Below are 25,374 nucleotides of genomic sequence, written 5' to 3' on the forward strand. Positions count from 1 at the left end.
CTCATTATTGGTTTTTAATCTGAAGCATGTTCTCATTTTGAAAATGGTAATAAATATGAGATAAATTGCAGTCAAATGAGGAAAATAACACCGCTCAGCGATAGAGGTTCTTGTAAAGAACCATAAAAAAACTGCGTAGCCCTTATGTTCAAGGACTACGCAGTTCGACAGTATTCGAGCCTTAGTATTTGAGCCTTTATAGACGCCTGATAATACTATTCAAGAGCCAATGTACTTAAGTGTTGTGATTAAGCATTACTTTTTAAATAATCTAACATGGTGTCTGCATCTGATACTTCAAATGGGTCTATTGGGCAGTTGTCACCAAAATTAGGTTCCTTAAACACTTTTTTGATGGCTTTGTTGTCGACAAGCATCGAATAACGCCATGAGCGCATACCAAAGCCAAGATTACTCTTATCAACAAGCATGCCCATTTTACGAGTGAACTCACCATTACCATCAGGAAGCAAGAAAACATTTTCACGGTTTTGCTTTAGGCCCCATTGATACATGACAAAGGCGTCATTGACAGAAATGCAAACGATTTCATCTACGCCTAACGCCTTAAACTCATCGTAAAGCGCTTCATAACGAGGTAGATGGCTGGTCGAACAGGTTGGCGTAAAGGCACCTGGTAGTGAGAACACGACCACTTTTTTATTGGCAAATAGCTCATCTGTGGTTAAGTCTTGCCATTTAAATGGGTTGTCTCCTTCGATAGATTCATCACGAACACGGGTTTTGAAAGTCACATCAGGTACATGGGTAATCATTATTTACTCCTATTTAGGTTATTGTCTTTTTGTTTTTAAAACACTTCATTTATATGATAATAGTTATAGCAATCCATAAGCAAATTTTTAAGCTGATATTTGCTATATAAGGTATCAAACTATATGAGATTTTTTTAGACTTTGCAAGCTACGCTAGCTGCTTTGGCCATATTCTAGAGAGCCATGTTTGGAGTGGTTTCTGTCGCTTAAAGCTTTTGAGCTTACGTTTCCAGATTAGGGACACCCCTTAATAAACGTTATTTATTACCCTTGGTTAGCGGTAGTTTTTCTGATACTACCTGCGTTGTAGTCGCAAAAGGTTTGGTCGCGATAGGATAATCCACGTCTTTTGGCATCAGCAGGCGCATATGCGGATAAGGGGTGGATATATTGGCCGCATCAAAGGCACGCTTGATATCTTCTCTTAGACCTTCTTTAATCTTGGGCATACGCGCAACAGCGGCCGGTTTTACCCAAAAACGCACGATAAAGAATACCCCATATTCGCCAATTTCATCGACGGTTGCTGAGGTTTCAGGACGATTAAGCACCACGTCATTGTCGGTAAGTACCTGCAAAATCTCTTTGCGGGCGTTATCAATGTCATCTTCAAACGCAATACGCACACGGACATCAAAGCGGATAAAGTTTTTTGAGGTTAGATTGGTTACCTCAGAGGAGGCGACGTTGGAGTTTGGAATAATGACAGTGATGTTGTCTCGAGTCAAAACGTGAGTAGTACGTAGGGCAATCACCACCACACGACCTTCATTATCGTTGATATTGACCCAGTCGCCTACTTGAAAGGACTGCTCAAGCAAGATCGTAATACCAGCGATAAAGTTGGCGAGCGTCGATTGGGCAGCAAAACCAACTGCTAAACCAGCGATACCGAGACCTGCTACTAAAGACACAATATCAAAGCCAAACTGCGCCATGACGCTGGCAAGCCCCAATACCAACAATAATACCGACAAGATGTTTTTAAGCAGCTGCTCAATAGAGGCATTGAGGCCGTAATGCTGCAATACTTTGTGAATGATTTGTCCAGAAGACGTCCACAGCACGTAATAGATGCCCGCCCAAGTACTGGCCTTAGCCGTGGCTTTGATCGTCTCTGGTTCAAAGCTAATCTGACTCATAATGGCAATCAAGCTGGCAACGATCCAGATATAACGCAAGACTGAGCGCACGATTTTTGACCGGCGTTCATTCAGACGGATTCGGGATTTGCTTTTTTTGACAATATAAATAGCCAACCAATAAAAAAACCCTAATACCGCAAGCAGTATCAGGATTTTAATACCCGTGCTGGTCAGCTCTACCGCTTGCGACGTCCAATCGAATGACTCCTCATCGATTGAGCCGCCGAGAGCAAGGTAAAGGCTAGTATGTAAGTCACGAATGATCTCTTGAAAAAACTCGGTAATACTAGCGATTGCCATTGTGTCGTCCATGCAAAGTGTTTTTAGATGACCTCAAGTCGTGACAATCAATACAACACGACATGAGCGAAGATTGGTACTAAGCATAATGTTTAAAAGCGCTACTGTTTTGGGCATTAAGAAGTGCTTTCTTGAGTGTCCTGAGACTGAAAAGGTATCTTCATTTTGTGTTGGACATCGCGTAGCGCGGTACGCAAACCTTCTAGGATAGTCGGATGATAAAAAGGCGTGTCCAGTAATTGTTTGATACTTAAGTCATTGGTGATAGCAACCGCCAATATATGACCGATATATTCGGCATCGGGACCGACCATGCTCGCACCTAGGATTCTGTCTGTTTTTTTGCAGCCATAGATATGTAGCAGGCCACAGTTGACGCCCATGACTCGGCTGCGTCCTTGATTGTCGAAGCTCACGCTGCCAATCACGTGTTCGAGCTCTTCATCTTCCTCTATTTCGGGGAGAGACTTACCGACGTTGATGATTTGTGGCGAACAAAATACGATAGAGAAGGGTACGGCTGGTGGGCGAATATGAGCATTTTTTACATTGTCGCAGACCATATTGCCCGCACTAAATCCTTCATCACTGGCCACATGCAGCAGTGGAATATGGGCATTGGCATCGCCAACGATAAAGACATTTAAATCACCAATTTGACCGGTCTTTTTACTCAGATTCTTTGGGCGATTTTTGTCATCAAGCTCAACCCCTAGGTTTTCAACGCCTAGCTGCTCAATATTATTACGGCGACCCGTCGCGACCAGTACATATTCACCTTGCCACTGCTGTGTCTCACCTGCGCTGTCTTCATAATCAATAAAGGCGAGTGCTCCTTGACTACCTTCAGCCGCCTGCGTGCCAATATCTTTGATTTTACTGCCCAAATGCATCGTCAGCTCACGGCTTAAACAGTCGATGGCTTTATTGCTAATGTCTGAGTCTTTCAGTCCGGCTACTTTTTTAACACGGTTAAATAGTGTCACCTCTACACCCAAGCGATTAAATGCTTGTGCAAGCTCTAAACCAATAGCACCAGCGCCAACCACCGCCATAGATTTTGGTAAATCTGGTAGCTCAAAAACCGTATCAGACGTCAGTAAAGTGTCGCCCAACTTATCATTCCAACCTTCTGGAATAAAAGGAGAGCTGCCAGTAGCCACGATGATTTTATCTGCTTCAATCACCTCGTCATTGACCTCAATGAGACCTTGCTCATTGATATGAGCGCGACCCGCTATTTTTTTGTGGTCAGGCCAGCTATCGACTTGTTTTTCAATATAGCTTTCAAAATGACTGCGTTCAGTGCGGACGCGTTCCATGACTTGTTTGCCATTTATCTGAGCGCTGCCATGAATCCCAAATTCCGCAGAGTGATTGGCATCATGAGCGCGGTCGGCTGCGGCAATGAGCAGTTTGCTGGGCATACAACCGACCGCAATACAGGTGGTCGTCCAAAAGCCATCATTAATAATGACGATATCATCTTTGGTTTTACTGGCTTGGCGAAAGGCATTCTGTCCTGCTGTCCCTGCGCCAATGACGGCAACCGATACCTTGCGCGTGACTTGATGGTATGTACTAGCGGCAGTGCTGTCTGACTGGTTATTCATATTATTCTCAAATAGTTATATTTTATATGATGTGAGTGACTGATAAGATGTTGGCTTTTAATCGTTTGTGCTTAGCGTCTCAATAAGCGCTATTCTATGACGATGTTAGTGCCAATAACCATAATAAAAGTTATGGCGCTAACATCGTCAGTAAGCGCTCGGTATAGTCTTTAGCACGTAGATTACGCTGCGCATGAGTAAGATTGCCGTCTTTGTCAAATACGAAGGCCGAGCGTACCAGACCTAACGTAATCTTACCGTACATGTTCTTTTCTTTAATGACGTCAAAGTACTGGCATAGCTCTTCGTCGTTATCACTGATCAGTGGAATCTGTAAATCATATTTTGCGATAAATTTTTCATGAGATTCGGCACTATCGCGGGACACCCCAACGATATCATAGCCTAAGCCATCAAAATCATTAATGTGCGCTGTGAACTCTGTCGCTTGTGTGGTGCAACCTGGAGTATTGTCTTTTGGATAAAAATAAAGAATCAGTCCTTTGTTAGTATGCGCAACCAAGTCTTTTAAGCTAATATCGTCATGAATAAAATGACCATCTAGCTCACGTACCATCGTCACTGGAAAGTCGGGCAGGGCAATAGTCTCTGTGGTTGGCTTAGCCATGGTAAAATCCTTAGTTGTTTTATGGTTTTTTTAGATTATGGTGGTCTTATTATAGGCAGATTAGCAGAAATAAATACTCAGTTTTACACTTCACTTATTCATTCGCAACAAAAAAGACTGGTCATTGCCAGTCTTTTTTGTATTAACCCATTTATTGCTTATGCAGGTTTTTGTGGTTGCTTTAAGTCTAGGCCAACAGTGCATTGCTGCAAGTCTTTTTGCATTTTCTTTACATAGGGTAGGCCTGACGGGTCTTTTTTGTCTTGGGCATAGCTCTCAATTTCCCACATTTGACCGATTGTCATGTTGCTACGGACATCAATAGTGCAATTGCATAGCTTGGTCGCGTTGCTCTTGTCAGCGACTTTATACTTGACGGCACCGCTCACGCAAGTATTGATATTGTTTTGCTTAATATCGATAGCATTGGCTTGTGGCATGGCAAACAGCGCAGCGAGGGCTAGGGGTAATACGGGCAATAACTTCATAAATATCCTCTCAAAGGTGGCGGCAATTTTGTAGATTTTTACGCAGAGCAAAATAAAATGACGGTAGATAAAAAATGGAGATAAATAGCACTTTTTCTCTACCATTTGTCTATTTAATGACAAATATAATCGTTCATACCATAGCAAGTATCACAATTAAAATACAACGGCGGCGTGCTGTGTTAATGCAAGCGAATGTTTCGCTAATGTTTAGTCATAGCGTCCGCTGCTATAGTCGAGGCAATTTTAAGTCAGTACAAAGCAACTGAGCACAGATATGACAATAGTAAATCATGCGAGGTTATCACCGTACCAATTTACAAATGCTTTGGTTGTATATAGTCGATACTAAATAGAGTAGAGACACAACATGAAGGTGCGTGACTGTTACAAATTTTTCTTGCTTGCTGTGCCTACGCAGACAGAGGCGGCAAAAAATTTATATCAGTCACGCTGTATCTTTTTTATATTGACCTGCTATAACCCATATAACCCATATAACCAATCCAAGCGCTAAGATTGATAATGGGTGGGATCAGCGACACCTGCTTTGGCAAACCCTTGACGACGTAAGGTGCAGCTGTCGCAAACGCCGCAGGCAAGACCGTTGGCATCGGCTTGGTAGCAAGAAATCGTCTGGCCATAATCGACACCCAATGACAGCCCAAGCTCAATGGTCTTCGCTTTGGATAACTGCTGCAATGGCGTCTGAATGGTTAGATGATGACCAGTCACACCCGCTTTAGTCGCTAGATTCGCCATGTGCTCAAAAGCGGCGATGTATTCAGGGCGACAATCTGGATAGCCAGAATAGTCGACTGAGCTGACGCCAATGACGATATGGTTGGCATCGATGACTTCAGCGACGGCTAGGGCATAAGATAAGAATATGGTATTGCGTGCAGGCACATAAGTGTTTGGAATGGCATCGTTATCAATCTCATCGCGTTTCTTATTAGGGAACTTCTCTGCATCTCCGTCAGGAACGATCATGCTGTGATCGGTCAATGATGAGCCGCCCAACTGAGCGATATCAATATCGATAACACGATGATTGACCGCGGCTGTTTCTGCGATACTTTTTGCGGCGACAAGCTCACTATTGTGACGCTGACCATAGTTGAAGCTGACCGCAGTAACCGACGCATAACGCGCCTTGGCCCAATATAAGCAAGTCACTGAATCGAGACCACCAGACAGTAGCACAACAGCATTTTGGCTTTTATGCAGTGTTGTTAAGCGCTCATCGGCTGTTTGATTTTGGGCGTTGGCTGGTGTGGTAGCGTTAGTCATAGTGTTGTCTATTATTGATTGGCGAAAAACGGCTATTTTAGCAAAAATACGGCTATTACAGAACCATAAAGGCGATAAGATTTTGTTCCTCGCATCGATTTTCACTACATTCTATGATTGTTTGCCCACAACGATAGCATTTATGCTAATAATTTAGCCTCATCTTTTCAATACCTTAGTGATTTTTGTTATAATCGCTGCGGCTTTTAGCGTCTCACTCGTGTGTCACTATTAATATTGAGACGCCTTCTGTTTTATAGCTTGCTTTATAGTCACATCATTATAGTCACATCATCCTTGCAAAGATATTGAGTAATTTATGACCGCAGCGACCTTGTTTACACCAACATTCCCTCCTCAATTTAACGAGTTGTCTACCAATGCTGACTTCGATAATCATTCTTTAGAGACTGATAGACATAGTATGGAATACGATGAGGTGAACGACGAGCTCAATGATGCTATGGACGTGGCAGCTGATAGTGAGCATGCTGGTGTTGACTATGGCAGTGCTGAGCAATTGGCTGACGAACAAGCACTGACAGAAACAGCGATATTTCGCAAACTACAAAAAAAGCTGCGCCGCCAAGTATCTTGGGCGATTCGTGACTTCAATATGATTGAAGATGGCGATGTGGTGATGGTTTGCGTGTCAGGTGGTAAGGACAGTTATACATTGCTTGATATTTTATTGCTGCTAAAACGTATTGCGCCGATCAACTTTGATATCGTCGCGGTCAACCTTGATCAAAAGCAGCCCGGTTATCCTGAGGATATTTTGCCAGCGTATCTGAACGAGCAGGGCATTGCTCATTATATTTTAGAAAAAGATACTTATAGTATCGTCAAAAGCGTGGTGCCAGAAGGCAAGACTTATTGCTCAGCATGTTCGCGTTTGCGTCGTGGCTCGTTATACGGTTTTGCCAAGCAGATTGGCGCGACCAAAATTGCCCTTGGTCATCACCGTGACGACATGCTCACGACTTTCTTTTTGAACTTATTTCATGGCGGCGCGCTAAAATCGATGCCGCCAAAATTGCTCAGCGACGACAAGCAAAACATGCTCATTCGCCCTTTGGCATACGTTGAAGAAAAAGACATCATTGAATACGCACGCCTCAAAGCGTTTCCGATTATCCCGTGCAACTTATGTGGTAGCCAGACCAATCTACAGCGCGCTATTATTAATGACATGCTACGCGAATGGGATAATGCTCATCCGCAGCGTTTGGCCTCTATCTTTAAGGCCATGCAAAACGTTGCTCCTTCACAATTAGCAGACCGTGAGTTATTCGATTTTGAACACTTAAGTCTCGACCGTGATAACGATGAGCGTTTATTTGAAGGCGACAATATTCAAGCCGGGCAGACAGATAGCTTGGCTGAGATTGGTTTACCTGTATCGCCAAGGACGCAAACGTTCAATCCTAAGTTCGCTAGTGACAAGCCTTATTCTACAGAGACGGATAAAGCCGCGCAAAACGAGCGCAAAGCGCAGAAAATTCCAACGATTAACCCAGTGATTTAGTAGTTTATAAGTTAGTACGAGATTAAATAGTACCTATTAATTAGTAGAATACTAAATAGCTCAAAAAAACCAGCCGATCTCTGACGAGTGGCTGGTTTTTTTATGTCTGGATGCTATTAACAGCATTAACTTTTAGCAAAAACTGGTAGTGGGTCAAAGCTGACCTTTGAACGAGGCAGTTTTGCGACATCTTGCATACGCCAATCATCTTTACCGTCGTTGCTAACCTGTAGGTAATACTTGGCTTTTACCGAATCAATATCGACTTGTGCGCTGTATTTATTGCCCTCAACATGCTTAAGGACAACGTCGCGGTCTTTTTTGATATCCGTTGCATGAGAAATAGAAAGCTCTAACGTATCAGGATAGGTAAGTGGCGTACCATTTAACAGCTTGCCTGACTGGACGCTTTGTTCAGGGTAGTTAAGATAAAACACAATATCGCCATTTTCTGCAAACTGCATTTGTCCATGCAAGTCTAAATCATACGTGAGCTTGTCACGAGAGACATCATGATAGAGCGTTTTGCCATCCATATACCAGTCGTCACGTACCACGCTATCACGGATCTGGTAAGAGTAATAAACAAACCAAATACAAGCGATCACGACCGCAGCAGGCATGCCAATCACAAAGATAACGACCATGTAATTCTTGTACCATGGCTGAGTATCTTGATGTTTAAAGTTCGGTGCTGGAGTAGACATAAAATACCTATGCATCAGATACGCAATCAATAGATAGCTGTTCATTAGACATCTACAAATGGTATCAACGGATAATTTGGCGGCTAAGCGCTACCAGTTTAATGGTAAAACATTTATTCGATAGTCTTTGACTCTCAAAGTCGCTGACTACCGAATGACATAAAGGAAACTAAATAATCAGTTCAGTGATGAATTACTGACCTTGAGTCGTAAAGACGTTTTGCTTACTGACATTGTACTTACCGTCTTCACTGGTCACATTTAACGTCACTGGCGTTTGACCAAATTCAATCACATCAGGATCACCATAAATACTGACAGGCATATCGAAGCTTTCGCCTGCTTCTAAGGGTACATCGTTGAAGCGCAGCTCTAAACTCAGACCCTCTTGCGGGGCGAGCGTTATTTTATAACTGTGAGGCTCTTGGGTTTTGTTGGTTAGCTTGACGATATAGCTGTTTTCGATCATGCCTTGGGTATTGATAGATGATAACTGGTTACGATCACGACGTATATCAATCTCTAGCGGCACGCGATCGGTTAACGCATATATCACACCGCCACATAGTACGGCTAATAATGTCAAATAAGCAAATAGTCGTGGGCGCAGTACGCGGCTTGGCTCTTTTTCTGCTAGCTGACGTTCGGTCGTATAACGAATCAGGCCACGCGGATAGCCGACCTTGTCCATCACTTCGTTACAGGCATCGATACAAGCCGCACACTGAATACAGCCGACTTGCAGGCCATCACGAATATCGATACCAGTAGGGCAGACCTGCACACACATGGTGCATTCAATGCAGTCGCCTAAGTGCTCTGGGTTTGTGCCTTTTTTACGGGCACCGCGCGGCTCACCGCGTTCATAATCATAAGATACGATTAATGTGTCTTTATCAAACATCACACTTTGAAAGCGGCCATAGGGACAAATCTGTACACACATCTGCTCACGCATATAGCCTGCATTGGCATAAGTAGCAAAGGTAAAGATAAACATTGAGACCCATACCCACGTTGGCCAGTCAGGGAAAGGAATCATTCCTATTGACTGCCAGCTATGATATAGAGAATCTGTCCCAGCTACATAACTAACAAAGGTCGCTGCTGTAATCACAGAAAGCAAAAACCAAATCGCATAGACGACAGTGCGTTTGAAGACTTTGCTCGCACTCATCGGCGATTTATCAAACTTCATACGCTTATTGCGATCGCCAATTACCCATTTTTCAACATATTGGTATAGATGGGTCCATATCGTTTGAGGACAGGCGTAACCACACCAAACGCGTCCTGCATATACCGTCACCATAAACAGCGTAAACGCGGCAATAATGGCAAATGCTGCAATAAAATAAAAATCTTGGGTCAAAAACGTCATGCCAAAAATATAGTAATGCTGCGAGGGCACATCAAACCATATTGCTTGTCTATCATTATAGCGCAGCCACGGCAGTAACAAAAACAGCGCCAAAAAGGCATACATACTAACGACGCGGATATTTTGATAAAAACCTGTGACAAACCTCGGGTGCACGCGTTGCTTGGTCGCATCAAGATCGACCTGCTGTACGGGGATTTTATTAGATTGTTGTGCTGACATAAACGTGCCTCTTTAAAAAAAGAATCAGTCTGCTGGCATGATGAACAAACACCTATAATAAAAAGATGTTGGAATGTGCGATGTTATCAATGTCAGTAAGTAGCTGAGTAGGATAATCACTGTAAAAAACAGCGAACCCTGCTACCAAATGAGCGATTGTAAATAGCCAATTACGATTGAACCACTCATACTAAAAATAGCGACAGATAAGTGGTGTTTAAGTTTTGCTATTTTAACATTCTCCCTACTATAAATGGGGTGATAATGTTAAAACACAATCATTATATAAGAATAATAAATGTCATGTAGTGATATAAAATAAACTGGTCGGCATAGAGGTGCAAGTGCAAGTCATTGGCCAAATAAAGCGAATATCATGACAAGGATAATGAGGTCATTAACTCAACACCTTTAGCACAACAGCCAAACAAAAGGGAGAACTGCAATAACAGTCCTCCCTTTTTTCTATCTTATCCATTTATCGTATCAAGAATGACTAAATCAATCTTAGTTAACAGTAGCTGCTGCTTCGTTCGGCGCAGTAGCAGTAACTGGTAGCGCTTGAGCGGCTTTAGCGGGCTTGTCTGATAAAGAGTAAATATAAGCAGCAAGTAGCATGATACGCTCATTACCTAGCTTGGTTTCCCACTGCGGCATAACACCAGCACGACCATAACGTAGTGTATTTCGTACCGTTTCGCGATCGCCGCCATACAGCCAGATATTATCAGTCAAGTTAGGTGCACCTGCTGAGATCATTCCTTTACCATCTTTATCATGGCACAAGGCACAATTTTGCTGAAAGATTGCACTGCCTTGAGCGACCAAAGTTTGATCGAGCTTGCCGTTATCTTTGCTACCGTTGTTAGCAGATAGTGATAGTACATACTCTGACGCTGCACGCACGCCATCTTCACCGATCTGATCGCGCCATGCTGGCATACCACCAACGCGGCCATTGTGTAGCGTCGTCAAGATGTTTTGTGCTTCACCACCGTACAGCCAGTCGTTATCAGTCAAGTTCGGATAACCCGTTGCACCTTTCGCATTAGAACCATGGCATACCGAGCAGTTCTGTAAGAACAAACGGCTACCAACTTTCAACGCATTTGGGTTTTCAGAGAGCTTTTCAACATAAGGCGCAAGCTCTGCAATTTTTCCATCGATCTGCGTTTGCAAATCTGCAGGTGGTGTTTCACTACGGCGCATTGTTGCTTGCAAATCATTGAGTGTACCTAGCGTTTGAGCAGCTCCGGCAGCGTTTGCTTTAACCAAAATACTTTTTTCAAAGTTATCCGTAAATACTTTGTTGTTCTGTTCAAGTTCACTGTTTAGCTCATTGTGCGAGGTCCAAGGTACCGTTTCGCCATCGACTTCTACTGTGGTAATACCGTCCCAATGCTTAGGGAACATGGCTGGGAAAAACACCCAGTAAGCGATGCCCCAGACGATTGAGCCAAAAAATATCACTAACCACCACTTGGGCAGGGGTTTGTCGTATTCTCGGATGCCATCGTATTCATGGCCTGTTGTACCGTCTTCTTCTACTTCTGGCTTGTACTTTAGAACCATCAAAAGGACGCCAAGAATAAATAGCCAACAAGCAAAACTAAATACAGTGATCCAAGAACTCCAAAAAAATGTCATCGTTTATCCTTATTGCGCTGCTCTTCAGACAGAGACTTTATATCCTCGTCATCAAGCGCAAGTTGTGCATCTTCTTCGAAGCGTTTTTTGTTTTTTGGCGAATACGCCCACCATGCAACGCCTACAAAGGCAACAAAGGCAGAAACGGTCGCAATTGTTTGTAATTCACCAATACCCATTAGCGCTGTCCTTCCATTGCAGTACCCAACTGTTGGAGATAGGCGACCAAAGCATCAAGCTCAGTGGCACCAAGCACCGCATCAGGAGCACCTTCGATATCTTCTTCAGTGTAAGGTACACCAAAGCGATCACGGAATAGACGCATCTTAGTTTGAACGTTTGTACCATTCACCTCATTGGTCGCAAGCCACGGGAAACCAGGCATCACAGACTCAGGAACTAATGAACGTGGCGCAATAAGATGCTGCTTTTGCCAGTCTTCTGAATAGCGTCCACCAACACGTGCTAGATCTGGTCCAGTACGTTTTGAGCCCCATAAGAATGGGTGATCCCACGTAGATTCAGCAGCGCGTGAATAAGGTCCATAACGTTCAACCTCAGCACGTAGTGGGCGAACCATCTGCGTGTGACAAACGTGACAACCTTCACGAATATAAATATCACGACCTTCGAATTCAAGCGCAGTCCATGGCTCCATAGCAGGTAGCGGCGCGTTCACACCACCGTCTTCTGGACCCTTGTTATCATAAATCAGCGGTACGATTTCAACGAGTGTTGCAAAACTAATCGCAATAACGATACCGATGACCAACAGGCCTGTATTTTTTTCAATAATTTCATGCGGTGTACCAGCCATGATCGCTCCTTATACGTTAGCTGTCGAGGTATCGACACTAGGTTCATGATCCGTTGGATCAGCGACATCTACAGGCTTACCTTCTGGCATCTTGAGTGTTTTATAGCAGTTATAAGCCATCACAAACATACCTGACACATACAAGAATCCACCAAAAGCACGCCCGATATATGGGAAATGCGAGAACTCAACTGTATCAACGAAGCTGTATACCAAAGTACCATCTGGATTAGTAGCCAACCACATCATGCCTTGACCAATACCTGAGATCCACATTGATACGATGTAAAAGATAGTACCTGCAGTCGCTAGCCAGAAATGGGTGGTGATTAAGCTGATAGAGTACATTTTTGGTTTGTTATAAATACGTGGTAATAGTACATATAGCGAACCAATGGTAATCATACCTACCCAACCAAGCGCGCCTGAGTGTACGTGACCGACTGTCCAATCCGTATTATGCGATAGCGCATTAACGGTTTTAATAGACATCATTGGGCCTTCGAACGTCGACATTGCGTAGAATGACAATGCTACGATCATAAAGCGAATGATTGGATCGGTACGTAACTTATCCCAACTACCAGATAGCGTCAATACACCGTTAATCATACCACCCCAAGAGGGTGCAAATAAGATGATTGAGAATACCATTGCTAATGACTGCGTCCAATCAGGAAGCGCTGAATAATGCAAATGGTGACCACCAGCCCACATATAAGATGCAATCAATGCCCAAAAGTGAACGATAGACAAACGATACGAATAAATAGGACGACCAATCTGTACTGGAACGAAGTAATACATCATCCCAAGGAAGGCTGCCGTCAAGTAAAAACCTACCGCGTTATGTCCGTACCACCATTGCACCATCGCATCAGTTGCACCGCCAAATAGCGAATAAGATTTGAACGCGCTAACCGGAATCGCCATGCTGTTTACGATATGTAGTAATGCAATCGTAATAATAAAAGCGGCAAAGAACCAGTTGGCCACATAAATATGTGAGGTTTTGCGTTTGATGAGTGTCCCGAAGAAAACAATGGCATAAGATATCCATACCAGAGCAATCAAAATATCGATTGGCCACTCAAGCTCAGCGTATTCCTTAGTCGAGGTCAAGCCTAGAGGAAGGGTGATAACGGCAGAGACGATAACCGCTTGCCAACCCCAAAAGGTAAACCAAGCCAAATAAGGGGCAAATAGCCTTGTCTTACAGGTGCGCTGAACAATATAGTAAGACGTTGCGAACAGGGCAGAGCCACCGAAAGCAAAAATCACTGCATTGGTATGTAGCGGTCTTAAACGACTAAATGTCAGCCATGGGATGTCAAAGTTAAGCGCTGGCCATGCCAACTGTGAAGCAATGAACACGCCAAGGCTCATGCCGACGATGCCCCATACCACGGCCATTATCGTAAAAAATCTTACGATGGTAATTTCATACTCACGGTCAACTGGGGCGACTGCTGTGTTTTGTAAACTCATTGGATGATTCCTTTACAGCCCGAATTATCAACAGAATTAACTAACTCTCCGCATTATCTGCAGCAACCATACTGGTGCAGGCAGATAGTCATCGCGGTACATGCTGTCTCTTGACTCAATTATTATCTTAAGGTTATTAACTATCAAGCTAAGCTTCCACTCAGTATCAGTTGATGCAAAGAGGAAGAGGGTAGCGCTAGGAACATGCAGCGCTTACAGCCAGTTGATAGTAGGATTGTTAATAACTCGTTAAGGTAAATAAGGAGTGACACCGTATAGAAGCATCAAACATCTAGTGATATTAAGGATTTATCTTAATTATTACTGAAAACAACAGCAATAACGAAGATAGACACTGATATCCATCTGGTCGTAAAACAGCATGGACCATTGATGTATGCTAGCGGTGGCTGACAAAAAAACAGGTTAACGTAATGTTTAGTTAAAACTCCCGACTCTGTTTAAGGGTATTGTAACGCAATCCTAATTAAATATCATCAGAACTATGCGGCAAAATACAAACTCTTTGGTAAAAATCTGCGTAGGCAACTTATTATTGCTACGCTATCAGCCTATTTTATACCCAATTTTAAGACTATTCTAGAGGGCAGAATCCTATGAATCATAGGGTATAAGTACAAAATATAGAGAAGTTTTTGTAACAATGGCAACATTAGCCTTATAAATAGGTTTTACTTATCGGTAAATCGCCCCTTATAATGAGATTGAAAAGTATCGACAGTAGTTTCCTACGCATTGTTATAATAACGATGACACAATAACGATTTTAATCATTTGAATACGATTGGGCGGCAGTAAGCAGTAATTGATACGGTTAGCCTAGCACCCTATTCATTAAGGACAATAATATGGCAGTTTTTTTGACAGATGCATGGTTTGATGACGTTGAGAAGTTAGGTAGCGAAGCTGGTGAGCTAAATTTGCCACCCGCGCTGGCTAATATGGTTATCAACCTAAAAGTGTCTGACACCGATGGAGATATCGAAGCCAACTTTGCTGATGGCCTATTGCATCGCGGCTTAAATGATAATGCGACCACCACATTATTGCTTGACCGTAGTATCTTGCAATCAATCATTACCGACTTTGATACCAACGAAATCATGGGCGCATTTATGAGTGGTAAAATTCGCGTTGAAGGCGATATGTCACAATTGATGGCGGTACAAACGGCACGTCCAAGTGCTGAGCAAAAAGAATTGTACAAACGTGTCAAATCTATGACGACGATGGCTTAACGGCTTAAGTCTATATCTTTCACTTTTTCAATTGATTTTTTTTATCGATATTGTCTAAGCAAAGCACAAAAAAGCTCCTAATTTTATATTAGGAGCTTTTTTACGAATGATAATATGAGTAAGAAGAAGTAATTGTCGCAATGAATGCCTAGCGATGCTGCTTACTTAGACTATTTAAATTAATTAAACGACTTAAGTTTCTTGAATGTTTAGCTGGCTTTTGATGCCGCCGTCGCATCTTGTGACTTTTGGTTTTCTTTATACATCGCTGCCTGTAGCCAGACATTCGCTTGTACATAGTCATGTACGTTAATAGAAGCAGTCTCTGTCGTATTGAGCGCACCAATACGCACCACGAATGGATCGGCGTCTTGTTCACGTAGTATTACCACATCAAACAAGATAATGGGCTTGCCATTAAAGAGGGTTTCTTGCTTGCCAAGTACTTGACCTTGGCACCATGCCTCGTCTTCTTGTCCCAGAGTATCACCGAACAAATAAGCACACATATGACCTAGGTTAATCTCGACTGGCGCCATTTGTTCTTTGGTCTCAGGCTTCCACTCTTTGATTTGCTCTTGTAGATCATCCGGTATTTGACCATCATTGGCGGCGACGATATCGTTAAAGGCACGATGGTAGCGAATGGCTTCTTGATCTTCTACCATAATAACTTCGTGCTGCTCGCTTAGCTTGATTTCATGTGCCCAAGCACTAAAATTCACGAAGTAAGACGTATCGCGTTGATACAAATGACGGTTGGCGGTATAAAGCTGGTCAAAGGCATAAATAATACTGCCGTCAGCCGTGCGCAAACGCAGTACTGCGTCGTGTGAGTTGTCGTTGGCAATGATACGCTCGATTTTGCAATGTAGCCCATAAGGACTGTCGACACATGGATAGGCGTTGATAAAGCATTCGGGCTTACCGTCTTTCATCGCCAGCACTTGGTTGATGTGGCAAGGTTGGTCTTCAGATAGCAACAAGCAACTGTCTTTGGCGCTGACGTTGGGGTTGAGACCTTTCGGCATGGCCGCCTTTTCGATCATCTTTTGCAGCCACTCTGGCACATCATGACTCATATCATCGGTTAAAATACGCCAATGATCGGCATGACCGGCAGCTTGCTCGTCAGATAAGGTGATTTTGGTAGGAGATTGGATGTTTTTATATTGATAATTAATGGTCATGAAAATACTCAAACTTAAGTCAGCGATGAGGTTTGGACCTAACGCTGACATTGCTCATCTAGCATCCAATATTTATAATCATTGGTCTAAGATAGCTAGCAATGTCGGCAGTATAGGGTCAGCAAACAACAAGGAGGGGTTATTGACAATTGTCCTTAGCATACAATATATAGGTATAGACGCAAGTAATAGCAAGCCCCTCATAAAAAATAATAACAAAACCCGGTTTTTTGGCAAAAAATACGCGCAGTTTTTGCTAATGACTGGCACATATCCGCCAAATTGTGTCAAACTAGCTCCCTTTTGATGGCCAAATTTGGCCTGTTTTAAACCCTATTTTTGTGTTCAATTTATATGTTGGTATGGCAGGCGCACTCTATAGGGCGTTTGTCGCTGCTCGTTTTGGCGCATATAAAAGTCGCACGTAGATAAGATAAAGAGTTTGAATATGTTTCGTCCTTTAGCGTTATTTATCGGCTTACGATACACCCGAGCAGAGCGTAGTAATGGCTTTATCTCCTTTATATCGCTGATCTCGATGATAGGTTTGACCCTTGGGGTTGCCGTATTGATTACGGTTTTGTCGGTGATGAATGGTTTTGACCGTGAGTTAAAGACCCGTATTTTGGGCATGGTGCCGCAAGCAACCGTTATCTCAACCGAGGTGATTGGTGATTGGGAGCAATTGGCTGATCGTATTAAAGAAGATCCAGAAGTCGCTGCCGTCGCGCCCTTTATTCAGCTGCAAGGCATGCTGACCTCGAATGGTCAAGTGGCAGGTATCATGGTCACTGGTGTCGATCCTCAGTACGAAAAAAACGTCTCGATCATTAACGATCACATGACTGAAGGCAGTATCGATACTCTACAAGCGGGTGATTTCAGTATTGTGCTGGGTGAAGAGATGGTGCAATCGTTGGGCTTGAGCATCGGTGATAAGGTGACTTTGGTGTTGCCAGAAGCATCGCCATCACCGGCTGGTGTGATACCGCGCTTTAAGCGTTTTACCTTGACGGGTATTTTCAGTATCAGCCCAGAAGTGGACAGCCTCATGGCCTTTATCCCGATGAGTGATGCCGGTAAGTTGCTCCGCCTCCCCGATGGCGCTCAAGGTATCCGTATGAAGCTAAACGATATCTTTACCGCGCCCATTGCTGCCCAAAAAGCGGCTGCGATTGCTCCTGATCGCCTCTATCCGAATGACTGGACGCAAACGCACGGCAATCTATTTGGGGCGATCCAAATGGAAAAAGCCATGGTCGGGTTGCTACTGTTCTTAATCATCCTAGTGGCAGCATTTAATATTGTCTCAAGTCTGGTCATGCTGGTCACCGATAAAAAAGCTGATATTGCGATTCTAAAGACTTTTGGGGCATCTCCTCGTCTGATTACACAGGTCTTTATGGTACAAGGCGTGGTCATCGGCTTTATTGGTACGATTGCAGGTACGATTTTGGGTGTGATATTTGCGTTGACAGTGAGCGATATCTTAGGCTTCATTAATCAAGCCTTCGGTCTCAATCTCTTCGATGCTTACTTCGTTAATTATCTACCATCACAGCTGCGCTTAACGGATGTGATATTGATCACTGGTGCGTCATTTGTATTGAGCTTTTTGGCCACTATTTATCCAGCGCGCCGAGCGGCTAAAATTCAACCTGCGCAAACGTTGCGTTATGAGTAATTGATACTCAAGCGAGGCGTAGTTATCATTAAAATGAGAAGCCATTAAAGTGAGAATAGCCTCGTTTTAAGCAACTATGCTGCAGGTGATAAGTGTTAGCCAAATTAAAAAATCATGAATATCGGTATCAATAAAATAAAGGAAGTGCTATGTCTGCCATTTTAAAGGCGACCAATATCAATAAGATATATGATGAAGGCGCGGTTAGTACCCAAGTATTGACAGGCTTGGATTTGACCGTCAATGCTGGCGAGCGCATCGCTATCGTTGGCACCAGTGGCTCAGGAAAAAGCACCTTGCTACACTTGCTGGGCGGATTGGATACGCCAACCAGTGGTGAAGTCTGGCTGCATGGTCAGTTGTTAAACAGCATGAATGAGACTGAACGCGGGGCGATGCGTAACAAGCACCTAGGGTTTATTTATCAATTTCATCATCTGTTAGCAGAGTTTACAGCGATTGAAAACGTCGCGATGCCACTGCTGCTGCGCCCTAAAGTATCGACGACTGAGGCAAGAGACCAAGCGATTGCCATCCTAAAAAGCGTTGGTCTGGAGCATCGTTTGGCGCACAGGCCAGGCGAGCTGTCAGGCGGTGAGCGTCAACGCGTGGCCATTGCCCGTGCCCTCGTCACCAAACCCTCGCTCATATTGGCAGATGAGCCAACAGGCAACTTGGATTATGACAATGCACAAAGTGTTTTTGGCTTGTTATCAGAGCTGCAAAGTACCATGCAAACAGCACTATTGATGGTGACCCATGACCGTAACTTGGCGGCGCTGGCAGATCGCCAAATGTTGCTACGTAATGGTCATTGGGAACAGTATTAATGCGTCGAAACTGTTTAACCGTACCATTTGCCTAGAGCGTGTCCTCAATTCAAACGCTTGTATCTAAATGGACTAAAAATGGCTAAATTTTGCCAAATATTGTCAAATAGCTGATTAATATCTCGATATTATTTGCGCTATTTTCCTCGTTTGACGGCAATTTATCTTATTTTCATGACCATTTTTAAAATGAGGACACGCCCTAATGTAGTCGATTTATATAACATTGACGACAGTAGTCCTGTCTCACGTTACAAGGATAAATACAATGAACGAAGATGAAGATCCAATCGCTGCTTTCGGCAGTGCGGAAGAGGGCAATGAACCATTAAAACCCTATATGGATCCAACCCTATTTGACACCATTGATAGGCAGGCGCAGATTGAACTGCTTACCCCAGTTTTTGATGCTATTACGCTTGCGGGCGTTGATTACGATCTAAAAGCACAAGACAGCGCCACTGGCAAACGCTATACGCTGCTCAAAGATGAACAAGTGATCGATATATTTGAGATGGATAGCAGATTTACAGACAATGTCATTGCGGCAATAGAGAAAGAGAAAGAAGACGATTGATCAAAATGCCTAAGCGCTGTATTGAAAGCATCCATCAGCGTTTAGGTGTCTTGTCGATAGGTTTGTGTTGGCGTTTTTGCCAGCTGGTGACGGTTTTATAACGCCAAATTGCCTTAAATGCCAAGCCACAAACGATGCTAGTAATGACGGCAAGGATAGTGATACCCACACAGAATGCGGTTAACGATACAGTGCCTTGATATGTGATAAAGGGGTTGGCACCATCAGATAGTGCCCATAAGCTAAAGTCAGCAATCATTCTGCCAATAAGCCGTAAACTGATCATCGGCACGTCAAGAATTTTGGCACCGATGTAGTAACCAGCGTAAAAGATAGGTAGGCTAGTGACAGGGTTGGTAATCCAAGTTAAACCAAGCGCCATAGGGACATTGGCACGAAAAATTAGCGAGCCAATTAATGCTAATAACATCTGTCCGGGTAGCGGAAAAAATGCACTGAGCACGCCGATATAGACCGCTTTATTTAAGCTGTGCCGGTTAAAATGCCATAAGCGCGGATCAGCCAAATGCGGTGCAAATAATTTTAAAATGCGGCTTTCTAGAATTTTCTCTGGTGTGGGCAGCAAGTTTTTAAGACGTTTTTGGGACACAGCATCGCCTTTAATCGTTATCAACCGCTGGTTCAATCACATTGATGGGCTGATATAAAGAGATATTAGGAATAAAATACGGGTAGGAATAGTATCAGAAAAACAAAGTAATGGTATTGAATAATCAGTATTGCAATATGTCCCGTGAGTATAGGGTAATAAAAAAATAAATGCTATTGCTGGACGAGGGCGTGGCCTCGATCTGAATGGTAGCGACTAAAGGGTTAAAAAATGGCCAAATCTTGCCAAATGGCGTTAAATAGCTGGACAATATCCTGATATTATCCGCGCTACTTTTCTTATTTTGTTACCATTTATCTCATTTTTATCACTATTTCCAACATGAGTACACGCTCTAACGACAGTCTTTATTGCTAGCGTGAAGCTATAGATTCCCGCCCGTTTTTGACTGGCAACACTCAAGCAAAATTGGTCGTATTTAAACGTTCAGCTCATCAAGCAAGGAGCGCTGGTGTACTGGTTACTTGGCAGTTTAGTGATTATCGCTATGATGGGGGTTTTGGCAGTCGCAGATAGTATGGCGATACCATTTAACTCGTTAATAGCTATGAGCGGCGCCACTACGTTGTTACCGCTACTATTAGTCATCGTCGCTATTATTTTGATAGCTATTAACCAGCGTCAAGCTCTGTCTATAAGCTCAGTGGACGTCCATAAGCTTTCTTCTCAAGGCGACTTCTCTCAGCCTTCTGTTCCTCAAAATACCTCTCCATACGGTTCTTCTCCCTCTAAACTCCCCATTCGAATGATCAATTATTCGCTGATAATGATACTGGCAATAGGGTTAGTGATTGGTAGTGCATTACAAGCTTTGATGGGTTACCAGCGGGCAGAAGCAACAAAAATTATTGAGCCTATACGTGTGCAAGCGTTGGTTACTATCGAGGGTATTAGCGATAGCGTTTATGATGACGTCACCAATAGCGGCTATCGACAAATCGCTACCATTAGTCATATGTCGCCATTGATCTCTGAGCTAACGGCTCAGGAATTAGATAGCATTGCGGCCGATTATGTTACAAATATTGATAATAGCCTAAGCAATAATAGTTTAGCTGGCGCTGATTTGAACGAAAAAGCTGAAAACATTGCTAACGACATCAAATACCGCGTGCTACTCAATGCTTATCCAAAAAGCGGCTCTAAAAGCTCGCAGATGATTGACGTAAACCAGCTGCAGCCGGGTGATCAGTTATTTATGACGCTAACACTCGCAGCGCTTGCTACCTCTGAGCAAGCGATTAATAACCCTTCTGGTTTTGACAGTTATCGCTGGTTACGAGGTCGTCATATCGATGGGGTAGCCAATATAGTGGCGACTAGCACCTTGCCTTTTGCGCTCGATGAGTCGTCTGCACTGGACGCTAATTCTCATTCCTATCTTAAGCGTTTTCGTACTCGGATTGACCAAGGGCGTTGGCAATTGCGGCAGCATTTTTATCAAGATTGGGTGGGACAAACTACCGCTGCGCAGCAAGCAAAAGCGGTCACTTTAAGTTTGCTCACAGGTGATCGCAGCTTGATCAATCGTGATACCAAGGATCTGTATCAGTTGGCTGGTATTTCACATTTGCTGGCTATCTCTGGCACTCATGTGTTGTTTTTAGCGATTATGCTGGCAGGAGCAGTTGTATTATCGTTCAATCGTCTGTATCCAGCCCTATATCGTCGCATACCACGCTGGCAAGTGCGCTGGTGGGTGATGATCAGTGCCGCTTTTATTTATGCGCTATTTACTGGCTTTGATGTGCCGGCAGCGCGAACCGCATGGATGTTACTGGCGATAGGTCTGGTACGATTAACCTTACTACCGATTAGTACGATGCGAGTATTGTTAGCGCTAGCAGTCTTGATGGCATGGCTTGATCCTTATGTGCTGTGGCAGGCTGGTTATTGGCTGTCTTTTATCGCTGTGGCGCTCTTGCTAAAGTACGATAGTGGCTCACAGGCGCAAAACAACTCAGCATTATCGCAATCAGATATACCTTTCTCTCATGGTGATAGTAAATATAGCCGTATTTTACTTAGAAAGGCATGGCTCACAGGCAAGCGTGTCTTTAAACTGCAATGCTGGCTATTTATCGCCCTGCTGCCCATTACCTTGCTGTTGTTTGGCAAAGCCTCGCTATGGGGATTGGTCATTAATTTATTTGCGATTGGTTTATTTGGCTGGGTTATCGTACCGCTCAATCTATTAGCAGGGCTTTGTTATTTATTATGGCCTGCACTTGCCGATAGTATTTGGGCGCTGGTCAGTACCATTGTCGCTAGCTTACATGATTTGATTAGGTGGCTGACTTCATTACCAGCGCTGTCAGAGGCGTGGTTGTATACGCCAGTAAATATGGCGATATTACTGATGGTATTGCTGGCAATATTGCCTTGGTTATTACCGCGTGGGTTTATCAGTCGTTGGCTGGCACTACCGCCTTTAACGCTATTAATGATGACGGTATATGCCAACCAGCAGTCATTATCTACGTCACCAACTTTATATGTCTTGCCCACTGGAGATCGCTATATAAGCGCTGCTGTGCTGCAATATCCTATAATGAATGAGGTTGGGGGCATTGGAGGCAAGTATAATAAGGCGCAGTCAGCAAAGGATAGCGTGAGTTGGTTATTTTTGGCAGACCATAGGCCTAATGCTACGCGTACCATGCCAAGTAATTTGACGGCAGAGAAGCTGTCCGCAACACTAGAACAGCAGTTGCGCACCTTGTCGATTAAACGTTTAGAAGGGCTCATAGTGCAGACAGCCAGTACAGGACTGACGGATACGCTCACGACTCATGAGGCAAGCAATACATTTAAACCTAATGCCTCTGAGCTGTTGCCGATGACGGTTGCTCAAATAAGTCAACGCCTACCGATTAGCCAGTATTGGCAGGCAGGGCGCAGTAATCGATGGTTCGATCGAGAGAAGTTTTATAGAAAAGCAAGCCAAGCTGATGATTCAGCTCAGATCACTAACAAAACGTATATCAGCCCGAAAGGCTGTGAGCAAGGTGACTCATGGCAGCTCGCCAACGGCGCTTTATCATTAGAGGCTATCACGGGCTGGAGTGAGATAGACGATGCCAGTGTGTGGGAGTGCACGCTTGTCATTGATAGCAAGTTACCTATTAATATACGGCAGTATAATGCAGCCGATCCCCTAAATTCACCGCTTGCTAGCGCGCAAATGATAAAGGCAATACCTTCTATATCAAAAAGTACGCAAACAGACAATCAACACCTTACTGCGCAAGATCAGTCACTGCCATCACGTATTATTGTTAATGCGGATACTCATAAGCGTCTTTGGCAACTGTGGGCATTGATCTGCCAAGCTGAGTCGTTTGAGGATAATAGAACCGACAGTCATGTTACTTGGCTTGGACACAGTACCTCGCAAATAACGACTGAGGTCATCAGCCGTCAGCAAATAAGTGAAGCAATAACCTATGATGATAACGCCTTAGAAGCAGCATTAGCTTTTGAGACCACTCCATAAAAATTGTCCTCATCCTAGCAGCGTTATAATAGGGTGATATTTCACGGTTACACTATTGAACCACAACCAAAATGGCACCATACTTAGTAACCTATTAATATAGATGACCGAGACAGTGAGAAAATTTGATTTCTTACTGACCTCATTTTCTATATCATCTCTTTTATCGTTTTAGATTGTTTCTGACTTAGGAAGTTATATGCCCAACTGGCCACCAGACCCTAACAAACGTCCTGACAATTCGGCAAATCAGCCAGCGCCGATGCCGCAGTCAAGCCAGCCGAGCGGACAAGAATGGCGCTTGATTGAAAATACCTTGCTCGCTAGTGTGGTAGAGCAACGCCGTGCGCGCCGCTGGGGTATCTTTTTCAAACTCTTGACCTTTGGTTATATCCTATTGATATTTTTGACCCTTGGCCGTGGCTGTAGCAGTAAAGCGCCATCAGCTCTTGACGGTATGGATACCAGCAAGCCACATTTGGCCGTGGTTGAGTTGCAAGGCACTATCAGTAGTGGTGATGTCGCCAATGCTTATGATGTCAACGAAGCATTGACGCGTGCTTTTGAAAATAATAACTCAAAAGCAGTGGCGCTAGATATCAACTCACCTGGTGGCTCACCTGTACAGTCTGATGAGATTTGGCAGACAATGAGGGATCTACGCCAAGAGTATCCAGATAAAAAACTCTATGCGGTGATCGGTGATATCGGCGCTTCTGGTGCTTATTATATTGCCTCAGCGGCAGACGAGATTTATGTGAACCCATCAAGTTTGGTTGGTTCTATTGGCGTGATTATGCCAAGCTACAATGTCGAAGGCTTGATGGATAAAGTCGGTGTTGAAGATCGCACTATCACTGCTGGTGAATATAAAGACATCTTAAGCTTATCGCGCCCGCTTACCGATTATGAAGAAAAGCATGTCGAAAAAGTGCTGGCCAATACTCATAAGCACTTTATCAATGCGGTAAAAGAAGGACGCGGCGCTCGTCTAAAAAACCCAGAAGAGAATAAACTGTTCTCAGGATTGTTCTGGACTGGTGAGCAATCGATTGCCTTAGGTCTCGCTGATAAAAAAGGCAGTATTTCTAGCTTAGAAAAGCAGTTAAAGCTCGATAATGTCGTCAATTATACCCCAACCGATCCGTTCAGTTTATTTATGGATCGCTTTGCAGTTAAGTTGGGCGCGGGTATCGGCTCAAGCGTCAAGCTTGATGTTTTGCCACAAACCGATGGTAATGCAGAAATGCGCTAAGCCTATGGTGTTAGGTTTACTGTGACCAATAATTAAGGCTGAGCGTATTATTATGCTCAGCCTTAATTATTGGTCAGTACAAATTTATGGATAATGGGCATTCCAACGGAATAGCGTATTCGAAAAACATTAAGTCCACAAAATACCAAGTCCAAAAAATACCGAGGCCAACAATACCTTTGGTTGATCAAAATTGCTTTAACCAAGCAGTGCTTTATTTACGTCAGTAATTGGTCTGGTTTTCTTTCGCCATGCTCATTTTTTGAATGCTATAATCTTTGATGACTATTAATGGCACAGCGACTATTAAAGGCATTCTTACTATTAAAGTAACTACTATTTAGGGCGTATCTTTATTTTGAGAATGTGTTCATTTTGAAAATGACCATAAAATACACGCCTTAATATCCCATAATGAT

The 25,374-nt window shown here is 43.5% G+C and carries 21 protein-coding genes; 7 read left to right on the forward strand and 14 right to left on the reverse strand.

Annotated elements, in window-relative coordinates; all coding sequences use genetic code 11:
- Positions 1-248: 248 nt before the first annotated feature.
- The 6 genes from AAEY79_RS05090 to queC all read right to left on the reverse strand — a co-directional run bounded on the left by AAEY79_RS05090 (position 249) and on the right by queC (position 6,180).
- Positions 249-776: a peroxiredoxin gene (locus tag AAEY79_RS05090; protein ID WP_025650999.1), complete on the reverse strand. Its 528-nt coding sequence runs from the start codon at positions 774-776 to the stop codon at positions 249-251.
- A gap of 257 nt (positions 777-1,033) precedes the next feature.
- Entirely contained in the window at positions 1,034-2,221 is a 1,188-nt protein-coding gene (locus tag AAEY79_RS05095) for a mechanosensitive ion channel family protein (protein WP_227674993.1), read from the reverse strand.
- 116 nt (positions 2,222-2,337) lie between these two features.
- The gene (locus tag AAEY79_RS05100) at positions 2,338-3,834 is read right to left on the reverse strand and encodes a dihydrolipoyl dehydrogenase (protein WP_350588103.1); all 1,497 of its coding nucleotides are present in this window, start codon (positions 3,832-3,834) and stop codon (positions 2,338-2,340) included.
- 130 nt (positions 3,835-3,964) lie between these two features.
- A complete protein-coding gene (locus AAEY79_RS05105; RefSeq protein ID WP_350588102.1) occupies positions 3,965-4,462 on the reverse strand; it encodes a peroxiredoxin in 498 nt (165 codons plus the stop codon).
- A 158-nt stretch (positions 4,463-4,620) separates the two neighbouring features.
- Positions 4,621-4,950, reverse strand: a complete 330-nt coding sequence (locus tag AAEY79_RS05110) for a hypothetical protein (RefSeq protein WP_025651003.1) — start codon at positions 4,948-4,950, stop codon at positions 4,621-4,623.
- A 513-nt stretch (positions 4,951-5,463) separates the two neighbouring features.
- Positions 5,464-6,180: a 7-cyano-7-deazaguanine synthase QueC gene (gene queC, locus AAEY79_RS05115; protein WP_201566633.1), complete on the reverse strand. Its 717-nt coding sequence runs from the start codon at positions 6,178-6,180 to the stop codon at positions 5,464-5,466.
- Positions 6,181-6,667: 487 nt separating this feature from the next.
- On the opposite strand from queC, the gene ttcA reads away from it, so the two are divergent.
- Positions 6,668-7,771, forward strand: a complete 1,104-nt coding sequence (gene ttcA / locus AAEY79_RS05120; RefSeq protein ID WP_407074178.1) for a tRNA 2-thiocytidine(32) synthetase TtcA — start codon at positions 6,668-6,670, stop codon at positions 7,769-7,771.
- 125 nt (positions 7,772-7,896) lie between these two features.
- On the opposite strand, the gene AAEY79_RS05125 is transcribed toward ttcA, so the two are convergent.
- The 6 genes from AAEY79_RS05125 to ccoN all read right to left on the reverse strand — a co-directional run bounded on the left by AAEY79_RS05125 (position 7,897) and on the right by ccoN (position 14,033).
- Positions 7,897-8,478 (reverse strand): FixH family protein, encoded by a 582-nt coding sequence (locus tag AAEY79_RS05125; protein ID WP_201583925.1) that lies wholly within the window; start codon positions 8,476-8,478, stop codon positions 7,897-7,899.
- Positions 8,479-8,671: 193 nt separating this feature from the next.
- Positions 8,672-10,081: a cytochrome c oxidase accessory protein CcoG gene (ccoG, locus tag AAEY79_RS05130; RefSeq protein ID WP_025651007.1), complete on the reverse strand. Its 1,410-nt coding sequence runs from the start codon at positions 10,079-10,081 to the stop codon at positions 8,672-8,674.
- Positions 10,082-10,588: 507 nt separating this feature from the next.
- Positions 10,589-11,728 carry a cytochrome-c oxidase, cbb3-type subunit III gene (gene ccoP, locus AAEY79_RS05135; protein WP_025651296.1) on the reverse strand — a complete coding sequence of 380 codons (1,140 nt, stop codon included), beginning with the start codon at positions 11,726-11,728 and terminating at the stop codon, positions 10,589-10,591.
- Positions 11,725-11,907, reverse strand: coding sequence for a CcoQ/FixQ family Cbb3-type cytochrome c oxidase assembly chaperone (locus AAEY79_RS05140; protein ID WP_010199605.1), 183 nt, complete (start codon positions 11,905-11,907; stop codon positions 11,725-11,727). Before AAEY79_RS05140 ends, ccoP begins: the two co-directional genes overlap by 4 nt.
- Complete coding sequence (ccoO, locus tag AAEY79_RS05145; protein WP_025651295.1) at positions 11,907-12,545, reverse strand: cytochrome-c oxidase, cbb3-type subunit II; 639 nt, start codon at positions 12,543-12,545, stop codon at positions 11,907-11,909. The genes AAEY79_RS05140 and ccoO overlap by 1 nt, the downstream gene beginning before the upstream one ends.
- A gap of 9 nt (positions 12,546-12,554) precedes the next feature.
- Positions 12,555-14,033, reverse strand: coding sequence for a cytochrome-c oxidase, cbb3-type subunit I (gene ccoN / locus AAEY79_RS05150; protein WP_025651294.1), 1,479 nt, complete (start codon positions 14,031-14,033; stop codon positions 12,555-12,557).
- A gap of 869 nt (positions 14,034-14,902) precedes the next feature.
- Here ccoN and AAEY79_RS05155 point away from each other — a divergent pair.
- Complete coding sequence (locus AAEY79_RS05155; RefSeq protein WP_025651293.1) at positions 14,903-15,292, forward strand: SCP2 sterol-binding domain-containing protein; 390 nt, start codon at positions 14,903-14,905, stop codon at positions 15,290-15,292.
- Positions 15,293-15,501: 209 nt separating this feature from the next.
- On the opposite strand, the gene AAEY79_RS05160 is transcribed toward AAEY79_RS05155, so the two are convergent.
- Positions 15,502-16,482 (reverse strand): hypothetical protein, encoded by a 981-nt coding sequence (locus AAEY79_RS05160; RefSeq protein ID WP_025651292.1) that lies wholly within the window; start codon positions 16,480-16,482, stop codon positions 15,502-15,504.
- Between the two features lie 448 nt (positions 16,483-16,930).
- Between AAEY79_RS05160 and AAEY79_RS05165 the strand changes: the two genes are divergently transcribed.
- The 3 genes from AAEY79_RS05165 to AAEY79_RS05175 all read left to right on the forward strand — a co-directional run bounded on the left by AAEY79_RS05165 (position 16,931) and on the right by AAEY79_RS05175 (position 19,573).
- A complete protein-coding gene (locus AAEY79_RS05165; RefSeq protein WP_025651290.1) occupies positions 16,931-18,166 on the forward strand; it encodes a lipoprotein-releasing ABC transporter permease subunit in 1,236 nt (411 codons plus the stop codon).
- A 149-nt stretch (positions 18,167-18,315) separates the two neighbouring features.
- Positions 18,316-18,996 (forward strand): lipoprotein-releasing ABC transporter ATP-binding protein LolD, encoded by a 681-nt coding sequence (gene lolD, locus AAEY79_RS05170; protein ID WP_025651289.1) that lies wholly within the window; start codon positions 18,316-18,318, stop codon positions 18,994-18,996.
- A gap of 268 nt (positions 18,997-19,264) precedes the next feature.
- Positions 19,265-19,573, forward strand: a complete 309-nt coding sequence (locus AAEY79_RS05175) for a hypothetical protein (RefSeq protein ID WP_025651288.1) — start codon at positions 19,265-19,267, stop codon at positions 19,571-19,573.
- 34 nt (positions 19,574-19,607) lie between these two features.
- Here AAEY79_RS05175 and AAEY79_RS05180 read toward each other — a convergent pair whose 3' ends face one another.
- Positions 19,608-20,183, reverse strand: a complete 576-nt coding sequence (locus tag AAEY79_RS05180) for a DUF2062 domain-containing protein (protein ID WP_025651287.1) — start codon at positions 20,181-20,183, stop codon at positions 19,608-19,610.
- Positions 20,184-20,655: 472 nt separating this feature from the next.
- On the opposite strand from AAEY79_RS05180, the gene AAEY79_RS05185 reads away from it, so the two are divergent.
- The gene (locus tag AAEY79_RS05185) at positions 20,656-23,700 is read left to right on the forward strand and encodes a ComEC/Rec2 family competence protein (protein WP_350588099.1); all 3,045 of its coding nucleotides are present in this window, start codon (positions 20,656-20,658) and stop codon (positions 23,698-23,700) included.
- Positions 23,701-23,899: 199 nt separating this feature from the next.
- The gene (sppA, locus tag AAEY79_RS05190) at positions 23,900-24,955 is read left to right on the forward strand and encodes a signal peptide peptidase SppA (RefSeq protein ID WP_025651285.1); all 1,056 of its coding nucleotides are present in this window, start codon (positions 23,900-23,902) and stop codon (positions 24,953-24,955) included.
- The last annotated feature ends 419 nt before the right edge of the window (positions 24,956-25,374 follow it).

It is taken from the genome of Psychrobacter sp. GW64-MNA-CIBAN-0177 (genome assembly GCF_040309585.1).
GTDB lineage: Bacteria > Pseudomonadota > Gammaproteobacteria > Pseudomonadales > Moraxellaceae > Psychrobacter > Psychrobacter okhotskensis.

Bases quoted from the DNA above. Each gene is read 5' to 3' on its own strand.
- AAEY79_RS05090 (WP_025650999.1), bottom strand. From the start codon at position 776: ATGATTACCCATGTACCTGATGTGACTTTCAAAACCCGTGTTCGTGAT.
- AAEY79_RS05095 (WP_227674993.1), bottom strand. From the start codon at position 2,221: ATGGCAATCGCTAGTATTACCGAGTTTTTTCAAGAGATCATTCGTGAC.
- AAEY79_RS05100 (WP_350588103.1), bottom strand. From the start codon at position 3,834: ATGAATAACCAGTCAGACAGCACTGCCGCTAGTACATACCATCAAGTC.
- AAEY79_RS05105 (WP_350588102.1), bottom strand. From the start codon at position 4,462: ATGGCTAAGCCAACCACAGAGACTATTGCCCTGCCCGACTTTCCAGTG.
- AAEY79_RS05110 (WP_025651003.1), bottom strand. From the start codon at position 4,950: ATGAAGTTATTGCCCGTATTACCCCTAGCCCTCGCTGCGCTGTTTGCC.
- ttcA (WP_407074178.1), top strand. From the start codon at position 6,668: ATGGAATACGATGAGGTGAACGACGAGCTCAATGATGCTATGGACGTG.
- AAEY79_RS05125 (WP_201583925.1), bottom strand. From the start codon at position 8,478: ATGTCTACTCCAGCACCGAACTTTAAACATCAAGATACTCAGCCATGG.
- ccoG (WP_025651007.1), bottom strand. From the start codon at position 10,081: ATGTCAGCACAACAATCTAATAAAATCCCCGTACAGCAGGTCGATCTT.
- ccoP (WP_025651296.1), bottom strand. From the start codon at position 11,728: ATGACATTTTTTTGGAGTTCTTGGATCACTGTATTTAGTTTTGCTTGT.
- AAEY79_RS05140 (WP_010199605.1), bottom strand. From the start codon at position 11,907: ATGGGTATTGGTGAATTACAAACAATTGCGACCGTTTCTGCCTTTGTT.
- ccoO (WP_025651295.1), bottom strand. From the start codon at position 12,545: ATGGCTGGTACACCGCATGAAATTATTGAAAAAAATACAGGCCTGTTG.
- ccoN (WP_025651294.1), bottom strand. From the start codon at position 14,033: ATGAGTTTACAAAACACAGCAGTCGCCCCAGTTGACCGTGAGTATGAA.
- AAEY79_RS05155 (WP_025651293.1), top strand. From the start codon at position 14,903: ATGGCAGTTTTTTTGACAGATGCATGGTTTGATGACGTTGAGAAGTTA.
- AAEY79_RS05160 (WP_025651292.1), bottom strand. From the start codon at position 16,482: ATGACCATTAATTATCAATATAAAAACATCCAATCTCCTACCAAAATC.
- AAEY79_RS05165 (WP_025651290.1), top strand. From the start codon at position 16,931: ATGTTTCGTCCTTTAGCGTTATTTATCGGCTTACGATACACCCGAGCA.
- lolD (WP_025651289.1), top strand. From the start codon at position 18,316: ATGTCTGCCATTTTAAAGGCGACCAATATCAATAAGATATATGATGAA.
- AAEY79_RS05175 (WP_025651288.1), top strand. From the start codon at position 19,265: ATGAACGAAGATGAAGATCCAATCGCTGCTTTCGGCAGTGCGGAAGAG.
- sppA (WP_025651285.1), top strand. From the start codon at position 23,900: ATGCCCAACTGGCCACCAGACCCTAACAAACGTCCTGACAATTCGGCA.